Origin of the sequence: Staphylothermus marinus F1, from assembly GCF_000015945.1 — an archaeon.
GTDB lineage: Archaea > Thermoproteota > Thermoprotei_A > Sulfolobales > Desulfurococcaceae > Staphylothermus > Staphylothermus marinus.
On sequence record NC_009033.1, the window covers coordinates 612,893 to 628,383 of the forward strand.

The window sequence follows — 15,491 nt, forward strand, 5'->3', positions numbered from 1 at the left end:
CCGAGGGATTCGTCACCTATTCAGACGATGCGGGCGACACCCGACGGGCTGTCATCGGGTCATATATACTTATATGGTTAATTAGGATTTATTGTTTATTTTCTATGCGCATATCCTATGATATCGGATATTCTCGTAAATCCTTTCTCTTCCATATACTTCTTGATACCATCAAGTATATTGTTTACTATATTGTATCCAACCATGTAGAATCCTGTACCTATTTGAATAGCTTTTGCACCAGCAAGTAGTAGTTCAACACTTGTTTTCCAATCAATTACTCCGCCAACACCTATTATTTCAGCTCCAAGCTCTTCATATACCTTATAAACACTATACACTGCTACAGGATGTATTGCTGGACCCGATAATCCTCCGAATCCATGTGTTAGAACAGGTTTACCAACATATACATCAATAAACATACCGGGCAAAGTATTTATTAAAACAACTGCGTCAACCCCATTATTCAATAGTATTTCTGATTCCCTAATAATTCTCCTACTAAAACCCAGCTTACCCCATACAGGAATATTTGAAACACTAGATACATTTAAAGCAACATGTTTTAAAACTTCATCCGTAGCAACTGTGTCAACACCGAAACCTGGAGTGTGTGGACAACTAAGATTAAGCTCTAAAGCCTCTGGTCTAGCATCCAGTGCTTTCTCAGCTAATATTTGGAACTCTCTTGGATCCCGTCCACCAATACTCACAATTGCAGGTAATCCGTATTTATGAATTTCTTCAACGAGAACATTTACTGCATCAATACCTGGATTAGCAAGTCCAACAGCATTCAGTAATCCATAATCTAGTGGAATAGTTATTGGGGGTAAGTATCCTTCTCTAGGCTTAAGTGTAAGAGTTTTTGTCACAATACCTGCTACACCAGTTTTTGCAAGAATCCCTACACCATTAATACTTGATGCTAAAATACCACTAGCATTCATTATTGGATGTTTGAAAACTATACCTGTAACCTTAGTTGTTAAATCCATGAATCACCCCTCCAAAACACCGACTGCTCGTCCATGAATCTTTTGAGAAAAACCTTTTCCACGTTGAAAACCTAGTTTCCCACCAATAACTGTAGCTTCAACGCATGAGTGGAATTCCCAAGAATCATATACGCTGTACTTCGCTTTAGAAACAATGTATCCAGGCTCTATTCTTGTCTTACAGTTAAACCTAATAATTGATAAATTACCTCTACAGCCCCTGCATAATATACCATATTTTCTTAAACCAAGAATCCTGGATGGATTATAGCTTAGTAAACGATACATTTGGTCTAAGCTAATGATTCCTTTAGAAACAAGATCGCCTGCAAAAACACTTATTACTTCAACACCGTTAATACCTGGAGGACATGTTTTTGGACAACACATTTTCTCAACTACACTATGTGGTGCATGATCGCTTGCTAAGGCATCAATATGTCCTGATACGAATAAATCATATAATAGGATCCGGTTTTGGTGATCCCTTATTGGGGGAAGGACTTTTACATAACAGTTCTTAGCATTAAATCTTTCATAGTCGAACAATAAGTAGTGGGGACAAGTATCAGCTGTGTATCCAAACCTCTTAGCTTCTAGTAGTGATAAGTAATTGGTTATATGTGTTATATGAGTTTTAACGTTGAACTTATTGCTTAGAATAGATACATGCCTAATAGATTCTATTTCAACTCTAACATCTCTAAACCAATAATACTCGTCTAGACTAGTCTTATACTTGTCTATCATGTATTGTTCTTCGGGATGAACAATTAATATCTTATTTATCCTTCCTAGTTTTTCAAGCATATAATCTAGTGTTGGATAACCTATTTTTTCAGGATAAAGCTTAACACCCATTACAACAGAGTTTCTAATCATTTGTTCAACATCTGATTTATTCTCCGGAACATCTATGTATACATAGTAATCTGTATATGAGTTGTTCTCTAAAATCTTCATTCTCTTCTCGAGAATTGAGAAATTATCTATTCTGGGAAGAGTATTAGGCATTTCTCCAACAACAGTAATGCCTCCATGTAGTGCTGCTTTGGTGCCAGTCTCTATTGTTTCCTTATATGATTGCTTAAAATCTCTGAGATGTACATGCATATCAATGAATCCCGGGAAAGCTATGACTTCTTTATCTCTTCTATAATCGAGAACTATTTCTCCTGATACGTTTTCCCATGGATCAAGTATTTCCTTTATAAAACCGTTTTCAATGACTAATGTTGCTTTTCTTAATCCATGCAAATCATATATTAATCCGCGATAAATTATTTGGGGGATCAACTATAAACCCTCAGGGTATCCTCATAGTTGAATAGAGGACCGTCAATACAGAGAAGTCTGCCGAGGTTTCTTAATGTGCATTTACCACATAAACCTAAGCCACACTTAATTGTTTCTTCAAGTATAAAGTAATGATTAACATTATTATTCACTTTGTTAAGCATATTACCGATCATTTCTGGCGGCCCTGATACTATGATTGCATCGTATTCTCCTAAATTAATCTTTGTATATGCATCTAAGATTGTTCCTTGATAATCGCATTCTCCGAAACATGCAGTATATGGTTTTCCACCTAGTTTACTTATGAGTCTCGGTGCATCTCCGATTTCTTCTCTTCTCCAACACCCAAATAATACATGGCATTTGTCAGGGGTGCAACCTAGATATTTTAAATAGTATAGTATAGGGGCTAAACCGCTTCCTCCAGCTACGAATAAGAACTTGTTGCCATGTGGAATATGTTCTCTGCCTAAGAAACCATACATACCTAGATAGCTTCCACAACTCATAGATACTAGGCGCCTAGTAGTTGGTCCCACTGGTTTGACAAGTATTGATAAAGTATTGTCTTCACTATTAAAACCTGCCACACTCATTGGGATAGCTTCATATCCTGGAACCCATAACATAATGAACTGTGGTGGTTTTGGCTCAGTAATTATGTTATCCAGTATTTTAAAATCTAAAAGGTATAGGTTTAATGATAACTTGTTATTATTTATTAATTTTATACTGTAGTATTTAATGCTAGGACTCAATATAGTCTTCAATCTCGTCACCTTTCAAAACATATCCACAATACTGGCACTCCAACATAATTGGATTAGTTGATTTTAGCTTAAACAATGACTTAATAGGCTCGTTTTTCTTCCTAGATATACATGTTGGGTTCGGGCACTTGATTAAGCCCTTAACTATGCTTGGAGGTTCAACTCTTTGCTTCTCCACAACCTTGTATTCTTTGATAACATTTATTGTAGCAGTTGGCGCTATTAATGCTATGAGACTTAATTCTTTCATTGATAAGAATTTTTCTTCGATTTTAACAATGTCTTTTCTACCAAGCTTTCTGCTTTCAACATTCATTACTAAAGCTACACGTAATCCTTCACTACCAGTTATTCCAAGCACTCTTAAAACCTTCAATGCTTTACCAGCAGGTATATGATCTATAACTATTCCATTCCTAATTTTCGAGACTATTAGCTTATTTGGATATTTTGATAGATTAGTGGGGTTCACTCCATAAACACCTCACCAATGTAATGATTAATAGGATGTGGATGAAGAGCTCTGCGTGGTAGGTGCGGAGCCCCGATAACCCCCTCAATGAAGAAATGAAAACCCGACCCAAGAGGGGGAAGCCCCTGCAAATACTCATAACATCCAAAATAACCAAAAAATAAAGCACGAGTAACCACAACAAGTTTCTTCTCCATACTTAACCCCTCCAAACACCAAGTACTAGGGATAATAGAGCCATTCTCAACGGAACACCTAGCTTGGCTTGGTAGAAATATGCTGCATAAGGAGTTTCATCAACTCTATAATCAATTTCATCTATTTTTGGTAGGGGATGAAGTATTCTAAACTCTTTCTTAACATTTCTCAATGTATCAATGCTTATCCTGTATAGGTTCTTAACTCGCTCATACTCTATTGGATCAGGGTATCTCTCCTTCTGGATTCTCGTAACATATAGTACATCTAGTTCATCGATAACATCTTGTAGACTCGTTGTTTCTTCAAACGATAATCCTAGCTCAGCTATTTTATTTCTAACTTCTTCTCTCAATCTAAGTATTCCAGGAGATATCAAGTATACTTTTCTAGGTTTAAACCTTGTTAAGCCATATAAGAAGCTTGTTATTGTTCTAGCATATTTTAGATCTCCTAGAATACCTATTGTTAACCCATCTATTCCTCCAAATATTTTATACATGGTATATAAATCGATCATTGCTTGAGTCGGGTGTTCATGTCTTCCATCTCCTCCATTGATTACGGGGTTTTCCGCTAACTCTGCAGCATACCTTGCTGTTCCTTCATATTTTGACCTAATAACTATTAGATCGCTGTATGAATCAAGCATTCTAATAGTGTCTGCGAAGTTCTCGCCTTTTGCTAGACTAGTAGCTGTTTCACTAGTGAATACAAGTGTTTTCCCGCCCAATCTATATGTTGCTGATTGAAAACTATACATTGTCCTAGTGCTTGGTTCGAGGAATGCTAATGCAACAATATATCCGTCTAGCAGGTGTAGCTTCTTTTTCTCAGACAAATATTTTTCCATCTGATCAGCTACTAAGAAGAGATATTCTAGGTTTTCACGGCTATAATCCAGTATGCTTAGTACGTCTCCTCTGGGAAAACCCATGTGCCCGGCACAATTTATAGTAATAACAAAAATATAAGTTTAACTATGTTTTTCTCTGTTCAAGTAATTCTTGATCAAATAATATGTTTGTTCATCAATTAGTCTATGCTTCACTAATACATTAATTATAAACCATATATTCATGAGAGAAATTAATTCAACACCTAGCCGTTTAAGCCTCTCCCTCGCTCCCTCCTCTCTATCTACAAAAACAAATGCTTTCTCAACAATACCTCCCATACTTCTTACTGCATTAACTGCATGTTCCAAACTACCACCAGTTGTTGCTACATCATCAACTACCAGAACATTTCTATCAGCAACTATTCCCTCGACAAGTCTCTTAGTACCGTGTTGCTTAGGTTTCTTCCTCACATATCCAACGGGCTTATGTGTTTTGCACGCTATGAATGATGCATGAATTATTCCAGCAGACTCTATTCCTACCACTATATCAAAGTTTAATTTTTCCAGCTTAGATAAGGAAATATCAATTATTTTAGAATATATATCGTAGTAGCTTGGCAGAATTCTTAAATCAATATAGTAAGGGCTTATTTTTCCACTCGTCAACCTGTATTCGCCGATCTTAAAAAGTTTATTTCTATAGAGTTCTAAAACTATTTCCTCTAGAACAGATTCACTGTTCATTTATGATCAACCCCTATAATTTCTCTATGGATCTTGTTAATTTCCTCAATAATCTTGATAGGATTACTTGATAATGTAATCATTCTACCAATTATTTCATAATCAGCTCCAACACGAATAGCTGTGCCTGGCGCGGCTCCTTGAACACCTATTCCTGGAGAAAATATTTTGGCTTGAATATTATTTTCGAATAGAAACTTTTTAATCTCAATAATTCTATCCGGCCTTGTAGCTGGTGCGACAAGACCCCATGGTTTAAGTTTTTTAATAATTTCTAGTATGTTAAGTAAACACTTATCTATGATATCTAGTGATCCCTTATGGCTCATAGATGCTACAAGTACTAATTTAGAATTTTGTTTTGATAGAAAATCTTTTAACTCAAATAATCCTCCCTCTAATCCTATGAATGCATGTGCAATATATGTATTGTATCCCATCTCGACTAGTTGATTCACTGTATTAATCATTATTGGTGCTATATCAGCTAGCTTGAAATCTATGATCCAGTAATGCTTGTTATCGATTAGTTTGGATATTTCCATAAAACCTTCCAAACCATATCTTATAAGGAATGGTAGGCCAAACTTGTATCCAGCAACTATGTTTTTAGTTGCATCTATGAAATCAATGAACCAGTTTAGAGGCTTATTTGTCACGTCTAGAGCTACTATTATCCTACTATTCAATGAGTTAATCCCCAACTATTTTCTTTATGAAGTAATAATATATGGGAGCTGGTGTTAGTGGTCTGCTTTTGAATTCTGGATGTGGTTGGGACCCGAAGTATAATGTTCTATATTTTGGTAATTCGATGAATTCAGGGTATTTCTCGGGGCTCCAACCACTTATTTTTAAACCGGCGTTTTCAAGCTTATCAATGTATTTTGGGTTAACCTCGTATCTATGCCTATGTCTTTCATAAACTATTTCTCTACGATAAATTTGCCATGCAATAGTGTTTTTCTTGATATGTATAGGGTGTGCTCCAAGCCTCATTGTTCCTCCTAGATGTTTGACATTGTACTGACTTGGCAATAAATCGATTACTGGGTATGGAGTGTTCGGGTCTATTTCTGTGCTATGCGCTCTCTCTAATCCTACAACGTTTCTAGCGTATTCGACAACCATTAATTGCATTCCAAAACATATTCCCAGCAATGGTTTATTGTTTTCTCGCAGGAAACGTATAGCTTTGATTTTGCCTTCTGCCCCTCTCTTACCGAATCCTGGCAAGATAACTGCTCCATCATACTCTAATAGTTTTTCTAGAGATAACTTTCCGTTCTCAATATCTGTTGCTTCAAACCATCCTAGTTCTATGCCTGTATTATTCCATGCTCCCGCATGTTTTAATGCTTCAATTATGCTTAGATAGCTGTCGTGGAGCTTAGTGTATTTACCGATCATAGCGATCCTTGTTTTCCTTTTAGGATTAGTTAGCTTTTCTAAGAAATCATACCATTTAGACAGGTCTGGTTCACGATACTCTAGCCTCAGCTTCTCGGCGAGGTATTTAGTGTATCCTTGTCTATGTAGAATTATTGGGACACGATAAATAATGTCTACATCTGGATCACTATACACTGCTTCTTTCGATAAATTAGAATACAATGCTATTTTAGCTCTATTCTCCTCTTCTAATTCTCTAGGTGAGCGAACAACTACTATGTCCGGCTGAATACCTATTCTTCTAAGCTCTTGAATACTGTGCTGTACAGGTTTTGTTTTTTGTTCACCAGTAGATATTATTGGTGCTAAAGCTACATGTATTGCTACAGTATTCCCATAACCCTCCTCTATACGCATCTGCCTAATTGCTTCTAGGAAAGGTAATCCTTCAATATCACCAACAGTTCCACCAATCTCTACGAGAACTATGTCTGCATGAGTTTCTTTTGCAACACTCCTTATTCTCTCCTTGATCTCATCCGTTACATGCGGAATTATCTGTACACATTTTCCTAAATATTCTCCTCTACGCTCCTTCATGATAACACTATAGTAGATCTGTCCTGTAGTGATATTATGTTTCTTGGTCAGGTTCTGGTTCAGGAACCTCTCATAATGGCCAATATCAAGATCTGTTTCTCCACCATCTTCTGTAACAAATACTTCTCCATGCATATATGGATTCATTGTTCCAGCATCAACGTTAACATATGGATCAATCTTTATTGCTGTAACACTATACCCTATTGATTTCAGTAATAAACCTGTAGAAGCTGTTATAACTCCCTTTCCTAAACCAGATAATACTCCACCAGTTATAAATACATATTTAGCCATGTGCCCACCACATAGTAAGTTTATATAAGCTTAAAAAACCTACTCCAACATTCTCTAGGCAATAAATATTTATTATGACATTGTTATACTTGTAACCATGACAGGGGAGAAGATTAAGCTAGAATATATTTCTTGGAAACAACTCCATATAGCCTTGATTAATCTAGCTAAGACTATGATTAGTGAAGGTTATCGTCCTGACATAATATATGCTGTTATTAAGGGTGGACTTATTCCTGCAAGGATATTGTCGGACTTATTAGAAGTGGATCAAATTGGTTTTATAGGTGTAAAATTCTATAAAGGCATTGGAACTCGGGAGGCTAAACCAGAACTAACACTACCACCAACTCATCCTGTGAGAAATAAAAATGTCTTAGTAGTTGATGACGTTGTTGATAGTGGTAGAACACTACAATTAGTATTAGAAGAACTAAATAGATATGGTGCTAGAAACATTAAATCACTGGTAATCTATGTAAAGCCTTGGAGCCCCATATATCCAGACTACTACTATAAAGAGACTCGTAACTGGGTAGTTTTCCCATGGGAAATAATTGAGACAAGTAGAGAAACAAGCATTAACCCCGAAGATCTAGGCGAGGATAAAACCATTTTTCAAAGCATACTCAGAAGCCTAATCGGGAAATCCTAGAAAAACAATATTATAGAAGCTTCTTTATTGTCTTAGCAATTTTTTCAGCAACAACTCTATAATGTATTCTTGACAACCCTAAACCTATTACTTCTAATACTAATACATAGCCGGTAAATGTTAGGACTAATGAGTATAATAAATAGGTTTCCTCATCGAAAACCATGAGGGAGAAATGGTCTAGAAGCCTCCAAATATCTATATTAGGCTCCCTTATATGTACGTGTGTCCAAAAACTTGTCGGGAACATTATCGGCCATAAACCTATAAGTAAAACATATAGGATGGCTAAGAATCTACAACGATAACATTCTCTGAGTTTTGCAAACAATATTATTGAGAAAGCAATTGCTGGAACAAGATATTGATGATTAACTCTCCAATATGTTGTTGTGAAAACTATGTATGCTAGACTAGAATAAACAACTGGATCACGAAAACCAAGATAAGCCATTAGGATCATGGTTAACAATGTGAGAGCCGGTAACCACCAATACTCCACGAGGAACATCATATTCTTACCTGTGTGTTCATGAATATATGTTGCAAGACTAGATAATCCATTAAAACTATAACATATTGGAGGAGTATAACCAGGCTTACTAACAGATAAAGCATTGTTTATGAACATTTCTATGCTGCCAGGACAAGCTATTTCAAAAGGTATAAACAACACTAATACTCCAATAATCAAGCTTGAAACGAGCAGGATTTTCCTAAACCATTTATCTCTCTTCATAATTAGATCATAGATAATAAGTGTTAGAGGGAATAGGAATGTATGTTTAAACGCAACACTCAGCCCCGAAGAAAATGATCCCCAGACTTTTCTCCTTAATTCATTATTGTTGCGAACATATACTAAATATATGCCTATGAGGAAGAAGAATAAAGGTATTTGATCAAACATTCCATAAATACTTGAAATATATATTGTCATCGGGTTGAAAGCGTAGAGTGAAGCTAGGATTGCTGAGGATTTCCTATTATAGCCTAAACCCTTAATAATCACATAAATCATTATCGTTGATAAAATATCGAACAATATAAATAATGTTTTAGAAGCAATTATCCAATCCATTGATACATATACGTGGTAACCATCCCGATCCCAGTAATGAATCACAGGCGAGGAAGCAAGTAGTCTCAAGGGGGCTAGGAACAATACTAGTCCCGGCCCATAAACATATGGCCATGGATAAGGCCAGTTCTCAGTAGATGAATGCTTTGTATCAGCATATTTATAGAAGCATAAACCATGTCTTAGAAAAGTATCTGCAAAACCTGCAAACTGAGGTATGTCGCTACCAGAAGTATAAGGAGCAACTATTAAGCGTGGTATAAGCATTAAAACAACTATGATCGATATAATAATTATATCTAGTTTATCCATATCACCAATACACCGTCATTATTAATTCAAAACAATAATTACACTATGTCGAATATTTAACAATGCTTTACATATGTAGAGTAGAAAAAGTGCCGCCGCCGGGATTTGAACCCGGGTCACGGGCTCGAAAGGCCCGCATACTTGGCCGGGCTATACTACGGCGGCTTCTCTGTATCCATACCCGCGCTTTTCTCGGTATATTTTTCTCCATAGTTAGAGGCTTATATTTCTTGCCGCCCTATATTCTTAGAAATATAAATATGGAAATATTATATAAATTGATTACCAAGTATTAATTAATCCATACTGATAAAAAAGTATCTGGACACGTTTATTTCGTAAACAAATCTAAGAGGTGATATGTATGAGAATTTGGGAGATTACTAGAAAACCTAAGCTTGTGGTTAGAGATTTATCGCTACCCTTAAGCGTTGTTAGAAGTAAGGCTAGGAGGGCTGGTGAAACAGTTATTCCTGTATTAAAGGATCTAGTTGAAGATAAAGTATTAGGTTATCTAACACCCATAGAGCTTATTATGCCTACCAGTCACCATACAACAATTAGAGTTAGGGATGCTTTAAGAGAGCATCCTGTTCTTGTTCAAGACATGACTATTGGGGAGGTCTTCGAGAAGCTTCGAGAATTTAAAACTATTGGTGCCCCAGTTGTTAATAGTATTGATGAAATGAAGCTTTACGGAGTTGTTACTTATAATGATATATTGAATTATTTGATCAAGGCTGGGTATAGGCCTATCGCTGAAAGTATAGCAGAGATTATGACTGTTAAAGAACTAGATAGATACATTGTTGTAGCAGATGATCGTGTTAACAAGGTTTGGAGCAGAATAGTTTATCGTGGACAACCAGGCGTTGTTGTTGTTAGAAGCCTTGACGAACCTATTCCACAGGGTATCCTAACATATCACGAGTTCATAAGGAGTGGTAGATGGTTCTTCCACCGTGAAAGCGAACAACATATAACTACGCCTGCAAAGGTTAAGAGAATAATGCTTAGAGGAGTGCTTGTAGCAACCCAGGATATGCCTGTTGAAGCTGTTGCTGAAGTAATGGCTAAACACGATATACCATTAGTGCCGGTAATTGATGATGATGGAAAAGTTATTGGTGTAATAACTTATGAAGACATTATAAGAGCATATCTAGAAGGAGCAAAGCCTGGACGTATACGTGTACCCGTTAAGATACCGTTACCAATACCTGTTAGAGCAGAGGAGCGTATACAATATGTTTCTCGTGAACAAACATTAACACAAGTACTCGTTGAGAAAGCTGTACCTGTTGAGAGAGCAGGTATTTTAGCCGATGACATAATGATTGAAGAACTACCTGCGATCACTATAAATGATACCGTGGAACATGCACGCAAAGAAATGCTTAGGAGAAAAACAGATTATCTACTAGTACTAGATGAGGAAGAAAACATTGTAGGTGTAGTTACTAAGTGGAACATGCTGTTTGCTCTAGGTCTTAAAGGGCCCCTGTGGAGGAGGAGAACTAAGGATAGATACTTCATCGACTATATTATGACAAAGAATATTCCAAGAGTAAATCCTGATACCCCTATAGAAGATGTTGCTCTAGAAATGGTTAACTCGGAATCAGAAGTGGTATTCGTAGTTAATGAATCAGGCGAGATAATAGGTTTCATAACAAAGGATCAAATAATAGATGCTGCTAGGAAACTATTAGTAGACTTATTAGTAGAAAACGTTATCTTGCCAGGTAAAACAGGCAGCGTACACCCATTCCATAGCTTATACCATGTAGTTAACAAGATGAAAGCACTATATCTAGACGCGTTAACAGTTTATGATGGTTCAAGAGTTCTAGGAGTAGTATCAGCTAATAGATTACCATTTGTAGCATTCGAAGATGCTGTAACAGGTATTAAGAGTAGGAGGCTTATATGGGTTAGGAAACTAGTTCGCGGAGCAGCTAGGAGAGGCAGATATGTAAAGATAACTCCACTAGTAGCACTAGATGTTATGGTGCCGTATAGGAAATACGTATCTCCTAACACATTACTAACTAGAGCAATAGATCTAATGAAAGAAGCTAATCTAAACGGTATACCTGTTCTAAGCGATGATAGGCAAGTGGTAAGCATAGTCAGTAAAAACGATATACTAAGAGAACTAGCTCGCAGAGCGAAGAAACTAGTTAAAGTCGAGAAGAAAATTGTTGAGAAAAGAGAAGAAAAAGCTGAGGCATAACATGTTTTTATTGAGTAATAATTTAAACCCCTAACAACTTAATACATGTATTGATATGCGGCGGTCGTCTAGCCTGGACTAGGACGCCGGCCTGCCATACGGGTTCGTATAACCGTGTAGAACGCCGGAGATCCCGGGTTCAAATCCCGGCCGCCGCACCAATTCTAATCTTTAGTTTTCAATGCTTCATCGATCTTTCTGGAAACCATGTATGCGTTACGGGTATTTATGAGTAAAACCTTTGTATCATCAACCAGTCTCCTAGCTACATCAACCTTATGTCTCAGTCCAGGCGTTAGGGGGTCTGGGTAATTTAGTTTTCTCAGCCATAAATATATTGTTTCCATAACCTCTAAATACTCCATAGCTTCTTCTATCTCGCCATTGCCGAGAAGAGATAATACATGTCTTCTAAGTTCTCCGACAACATCTCCTAAACCTTGTAGATAAGGAATATGTGGAATACCTACTTCTTTATATGATGGCATCTCTCTATCTACTATGAGTTTATACGTTATATATGATTCAGCATACTCGCTTAAACTATTATATATTAAACCACTATAATAGAGATCAGGATGATCGGCTAGGAGTTCTCGAAGATCAACAATAAGCTCCCTCGCCATAGAAATATTTTTCCAAGCCTCCTCATACTTCCCCAAATGAATAAGTCTAACAGCCTCCGTACTATACCTTAAAATATCACGTGTAATTCTAATAGCCTCCTCACGAACCTCATCCTTCTTCTTCAAAACATTATCAATAAACAATATATCATTAGCCAAAACCTTCTCAACAACATCCTCCAAAACCATAAACACACACCCACATAAAACAAAATATAAATTATAAAAATAAAAACCCCTTATAAAACAAATATATTATAGGTCCCGCGGTAGCTCAGCGGCAGAGCGCCCGGCTGTAGTGGGGAAAATCTGAGCCCCCCACCCGCCAGACATCCCCGGAAACCTGGGGAAATAGAATGATGGCGGGGCGGCGAATAGAGGGCTCAGCAGATACCGGGTGGTCGGGGGTTCAAGTCCCCCCCGCGGGACCATTTAATTTATTATAATCACCTAGTTAGTTTCTCCATTATATCAGCTAATTCTTTTGTAAAAAGATATGTTTCATATCTCCTTATATAATTGGGAAGGATTTCTGGGACGACATAGAATATATTATTTTCTCTAGCAACTGAAACTATTATTTCCTGATAGAACTTTACTGCTTCTTTCATATCCTCTTTTGTGGGAGGAGTATGTTGTATCCCCTTATTATTAACCCAGTGAGCATGTATGCTGTGAATATTTCTAGCAATATTTCTTATTCTTACATAATTATATGTTTCAATAATCAAAGTTTTGAGCGCTCTCTTAGTGTTTTTTAATCTTTTCTTTAGCGGACTTAGCCTCTGCATTGGATCTATTGTAAGACCAATATCTATGTTAAATCCGGCCTCAATTATTTTCTCCGAAAGGATTTTCATGAAGGATAAGAGTTCATTATAGTTCGAAGCTGCCTGAGGCTTGCGGAGAGAGCCTGAACCTCTATTCTCAATTGTTATTCTTAGACTAAGTCCTGCATTAGCTAAAGAAGGGTATATTCTAGACATATATTCGGTTATTCCTTCAATAATGGAGCTGATAGGCTTTCTAGATCCCCTATGATCAGAATAGCCTGGATGCATCTCTATTTCAACAACTTTAAGCTTAGGGCAGAGATTTACAGCTAGATCGATTAATTGTTTAGTATATTTAACATAGTTATCTATGAACTCTGTGTCAAACCATATGGGAGCCATATATTCAGTGTGTAGGGTAGCAACAACTATTTGTTCTCCATATGATTTGAAAAAATCCATATTAGTAATTATTTGTTTAGCTAGATTAGAATAATCACATATAATTGATTTCCTCCGAGGTATGGGTACGCATCGTGTTGCAAAGGGTAGGAAAGCATGCCCGTATATTGTAAGTAGATGCTCAGATAATGATCTCAATTCTTCTAAGGACTTTATTCTAGCTCCTATAAGGAACCATCGAGGAATAGAAATAGAGGCTTTCTTCAAATACTTCTTTACCTCAACTAAGTTTTCCATTAATAAATAATAAAGAGTTGTAGTTATATGTTTTAACAATTTTTAATTCGTGTATGAATGTGATCTATGATTAAAGATAATTGTATGAATATCTTTTATTGTATCCTGATCAGATCCTATTTCTTTCAAGCACTTTTATAATGCTTAAAGCTACTCTTCTACTCTTAGTCCTTATAATTATTTCATCGCCTATTTCGATCAATTCTATTTGTTTCCGATATCTTTTTACAATAATACTAGCTAGGCTCTGTGGAGCTTTAACTATATAGTATCCCTCAGGGTCTCTTGGGCCTAGAAGATTTTTAGTCATCTCCGCCCACAATATGTTTGAATCAGTTGATTAGCTAATATAAAATATGTTAACTTAACTTGTTAAATTGGGGAAAATTTTCGAGGCTTCTAAGATACTTAGCTAATTTAACATCCACTTCGTACAAGTATTTATCGAAGTAAGTATTAAAGATCATTAGTAAGTTTCCCAGTAAGTTTATATAGTGGTTGCCCATGCTTTATTGTTTGCACGGGCTTCCCCCTCTTGGGTTGGGGCTTCATCCCTTCATTGAGGGGGCTATCGGGGCTCCACACAGACCACTTTTGAGCCCTTCATCCGCATTTCCCAAATCATTAACCATTATATTAGTGAGGGTTTATAAAGCGAACCCAATAATTAAAACAATCATGGTTTTCACAATTTTCCAAAACAACCATGGTATAGTATCCAAATAAGCAAATAGTCTCTAATGCCGTATAGAAATATATCATTGCCTCTTTTCTTAACATCGTTATACAAGTTTTCAACACAATTGTTTGATTTATATTCATCGACGATTTCTTGTTCTAATAGTAGCTTCTATTTTTCTAGGTCAATATTACGTATTATATCAACTATATTATCAACCACAAGATCATATAGAGACATTTTCATCAACCACATAGATTAGATATTTTCATTTAATCAAAAAGTTTTCTTTAAATCTAAACTAGTATTAATTAAGCTCGATAAGATTAGATATAGTTGAGGGGAAATCAATGGATATTAGACGAGTTCTCGAGTCAGAAAATGATCCGGATAAGCTTCTGGGAGATATTCTGAGAGTACTGGCTATGTATAGGAAGCTATGGGTTTCAGAAATAATTAGTGAGATAGCTTCTCTCAGGAAAACTCTTGGCGAAGAAGAGGTTGGCGAGGAGCAGGTTCGCGAAGCATTGTATAAGCTTATGAATGAAAACATAGTGGTGGGAGATAGGAGAACGAGGACAACTTTTAGAGGTAGTGTTGAAGAATATCTTGTAGAGCTTAATATAACATCGGATCTAGCTAATTTAATTAATAGAGATGAGAGGCTTAGAAAATATCTCACCGAGAAATATGAAGCTCTTAAACAATTAAGTGAGAAATAAATAGTTCTAGTTTAAACCGCTAAACGCTATATTTACCTATCACAATTAATGAATGATTGATAAATAAAAGAATATGTTTGACAATTAAATG

16 protein-coding genes and 3 tRNA genes are annotated in these 15,491 nt (G+C 36.3%); 5 read left to right on the forward strand and 14 right to left on the reverse strand.

From position 1 onward, the window contains the following. Nucleotides 1-95 precede the first annotated feature (95 nt). From SMAR_RS03025 to SMAR_RS03065, 9 genes are read right to left on the reverse strand one after another with little or no spacing between them, the layout of a single operon-like run. Complete coding sequence (locus tag SMAR_RS03025; RefSeq protein WP_011838895.1) at nucleotides 96-1,001, reverse strand: dihydroorotate dehydrogenase; 906 nt, start codon at nucleotides 999-1,001, stop codon at nucleotides 96-98. A 3-nt stretch (nucleotides 1,002-1,004) separates the two neighbouring features. Beyond that, entirely contained in the window at nucleotides 1,005-2,297 is a 1,293-nt protein-coding gene (gene pyrC / locus SMAR_RS03030) for a dihydroorotase (protein ID WP_011838896.1), read from the reverse strand. Further along, nucleotides 2,294-3,070, reverse strand: a complete 777-nt coding sequence (locus SMAR_RS03035) for an iron-sulfur cluster-binding protein (RefSeq protein WP_011838897.1) — start codon at nucleotides 3,068-3,070, stop codon at nucleotides 2,294-2,296. Before SMAR_RS03035 ends, pyrC begins: the two co-directional genes overlap by 4 nt. Further along, on the reverse strand, nucleotides 3,048-3,542 hold the full coding sequence (gene pyrI / locus SMAR_RS03040; protein ID WP_011838898.1) for an aspartate carbamoyltransferase regulatory subunit: 495 nt from the start codon (nucleotides 3,540-3,542) through the stop codon (nucleotides 3,048-3,050). Before pyrI ends, SMAR_RS03035 begins: the two co-directional genes overlap by 23 nt. Further along, on the reverse strand, nucleotides 3,539-3,739 hold the full coding sequence (locus SMAR_RS03045) for a hypothetical protein (RefSeq protein ID WP_052833802.1): 201 nt from the start codon (nucleotides 3,737-3,739) through the stop codon (nucleotides 3,539-3,541). Before SMAR_RS03045 ends, pyrI begins: the two co-directional genes overlap by 4 nt. A gap of 2 nt (nucleotides 3,740-3,741) precedes the next feature. Continuing rightward, nucleotides 3,742-4,677: an aspartate carbamoyltransferase gene (gene pyrB / locus SMAR_RS03050; RefSeq protein WP_011838899.1), complete on the reverse strand. Its 936-nt coding sequence runs from the start codon at nucleotides 4,675-4,677 to the stop codon at nucleotides 3,742-3,744. 39 nt (nucleotides 4,678-4,716) lie between these two features. After that, nucleotides 4,717-5,328: an orotate phosphoribosyltransferase gene (gene pyrE, locus SMAR_RS03055; RefSeq protein WP_011838900.1), complete on the reverse strand. Its 612-nt coding sequence runs from the start codon at nucleotides 5,326-5,328 to the stop codon at nucleotides 4,717-4,719. Next, on the reverse strand, nucleotides 5,325-6,017 hold the full coding sequence (locus tag SMAR_RS03060) for an orotidine 5'-phosphate decarboxylase / HUMPS family protein (RefSeq protein WP_011838901.1): 693 nt from the start codon (nucleotides 6,015-6,017) through the stop codon (nucleotides 5,325-5,327). Before SMAR_RS03060 ends, pyrE begins: the two co-directional genes overlap by 4 nt. A 4-nt stretch (nucleotides 6,018-6,021) precedes the next feature. After that, nucleotides 6,022-7,617, reverse strand: coding sequence for a CTP synthase (locus tag SMAR_RS03065; RefSeq protein ID WP_011838902.1), 1,596 nt, complete (start codon nucleotides 7,615-7,617; stop codon nucleotides 6,022-6,024). A 97-nt stretch (nucleotides 7,618-7,714) separates the two neighbouring features. Here SMAR_RS03065 and SMAR_RS03070 point away from each other — a divergent pair, with 97 nt between their 5' ends. Beyond that, nucleotides 7,715-8,272: a phosphoribosyltransferase gene (locus SMAR_RS03070; RefSeq protein ID WP_011838903.1), complete on the forward strand. Its 558-nt coding sequence runs from the start codon at nucleotides 7,715-7,717 to the stop codon at nucleotides 8,270-8,272. Between the two features lie 10 nt (nucleotides 8,273-8,282). Here SMAR_RS03070 and SMAR_RS03075 read toward each other — a convergent pair whose 3' ends face one another. Both SMAR_RS03075 and SMAR_RS03080 read right to left on the reverse strand, forming a co-directional pair. Next, nucleotides 8,283-9,665, reverse strand: a complete 1,383-nt coding sequence (locus tag SMAR_RS03075; protein WP_011838904.1) for a hypothetical protein — start codon at nucleotides 9,663-9,665, stop codon at nucleotides 8,283-8,285. Nucleotides 9,666-9,755: 90 nt separating this feature from the next. Then, a tRNA-Glu gene (locus SMAR_RS03080) sits at nucleotides 9,756-9,830 on the reverse strand. Between the two features lie 199 nt (nucleotides 9,831-10,029). Here SMAR_RS03080 and SMAR_RS03085 point away from each other — a divergent pair. Further along, nucleotides 10,030-11,901, forward strand: coding sequence for a CBS domain-containing protein (locus tag SMAR_RS03085; protein WP_011838905.1), 1,872 nt, complete (start codon nucleotides 10,030-10,032; stop codon nucleotides 11,899-11,901). A gap of 57 nt (nucleotides 11,902-11,958) precedes the next feature. Then, nucleotides 11,959-12,062 (forward strand) — tRNA-Gly (locus SMAR_RS03090). 3 nt (nucleotides 12,063-12,065) lie between these two features. Here the strand turns inward: SMAR_RS03090 and SMAR_RS03095 are convergent. Next, on the reverse strand, nucleotides 12,066-12,716 hold the full coding sequence (locus SMAR_RS03095) for a translin family protein (protein ID WP_011838906.1): 651 nt from the start codon (nucleotides 12,714-12,716) through the stop codon (nucleotides 12,066-12,068). A 74-nt stretch (nucleotides 12,717-12,790) separates the two neighbouring features. Between SMAR_RS03095 and SMAR_RS08375 the strand changes: the two genes are divergently transcribed. Further along, nucleotides 12,791-12,958 (forward strand) — tRNA-Tyr (locus SMAR_RS08375). Between the two features lie 15 nt (nucleotides 12,959-12,973). Here SMAR_RS08375 and SMAR_RS03100 read toward each other — a convergent pair. Next, nucleotides 12,974-13,969, reverse strand: a complete 996-nt coding sequence (locus SMAR_RS03100) for a hypothetical protein (protein ID WP_011838907.1) — start codon at nucleotides 13,967-13,969, stop codon at nucleotides 12,974-12,976. Nucleotides 13,970-14,108: 139 nt separating this feature from the next. Next, the gene (locus SMAR_RS03105) at nucleotides 14,109-14,309 is read right to left on the reverse strand and encodes a hypothetical protein (protein ID WP_011838908.1); all 201 of its coding nucleotides are present in this window, start codon (nucleotides 14,307-14,309) and stop codon (nucleotides 14,109-14,111) included. 719 nt (nucleotides 14,310-15,028) lie between these two features. Between SMAR_RS03105 and SMAR_RS03110 the strand changes: the two genes are divergently transcribed. Next, a complete protein-coding gene (locus SMAR_RS03110) occupies nucleotides 15,029-15,400 on the forward strand; it encodes a hypothetical protein (protein ID WP_011838909.1) in 372 nt (123 codons plus the stop codon). The last annotated feature ends 91 nt before the right edge of the window (nucleotides 15,401-15,491 follow it).

Coding starts and splice junctions, on each gene's coding strand:
- SMAR_RS03025 (WP_011838895.1), bottom strand. CDS start 1,001: ATGGATTTAACAACTAAGGTTACAGGTATAGTTTTCAAACATCCAATA.
- SMAR_RS03045 (WP_052833802.1), bottom strand. CDS start 3,739: ATGGAGAAGAAACTTGTTGTGGTTACTCGTGCTTTATTTTTTGGTTAT.
- pyrB (WP_011838899.1), bottom strand. CDS start 4,677: ATGGGTTTTCCCAGAGGAGACGTACTAAGCATACTGGATTATAGCCGT.
- pyrE (WP_011838900.1), bottom strand. CDS start 5,328: ATGAACAGTGAATCTGTTCTAGAGGAAATAGTTTTAGAACTCTATAGA.
- SMAR_RS03065 (WP_011838902.1), bottom strand. CDS start 7,617: ATGGCTAAATATGTATTTATAACTGGTGGAGTATTATCTGGTTTAGGA.
- SMAR_RS03070 (WP_011838903.1), top strand. CDS start 7,715: ATGACAGGGGAGAAGATTAAGCTAGAATATATTTCTTGGAAACAACTC.
- SMAR_RS03075 (WP_011838904.1), bottom strand. CDS start 9,665: ATGGATAAACTAGATATAATTATTATATCGATCATAGTTGTTTTAATG.
- SMAR_RS03085 (WP_011838905.1), top strand. CDS start 10,030: ATGAGAATTTGGGAGATTACTAGAAAACCTAAGCTTGTGGTTAGAGAT.
- SMAR_RS03095 (WP_011838906.1), bottom strand. CDS start 12,716: ATGGTTTTGGAGGATGTTGTTGAGAAGGTTTTGGCTAATGATATATTG.
- SMAR_RS03105 (WP_011838908.1), bottom strand. CDS start 14,309: ATGACTAAAAATCTTCTAGGCCCAAGAGACCCTGAGGGATACTATATA.
- SMAR_RS03110 (WP_011838909.1), top strand. CDS start 15,029: ATGGATATTAGACGAGTTCTCGAGTCAGAAAATGATCCGGATAAGCTT.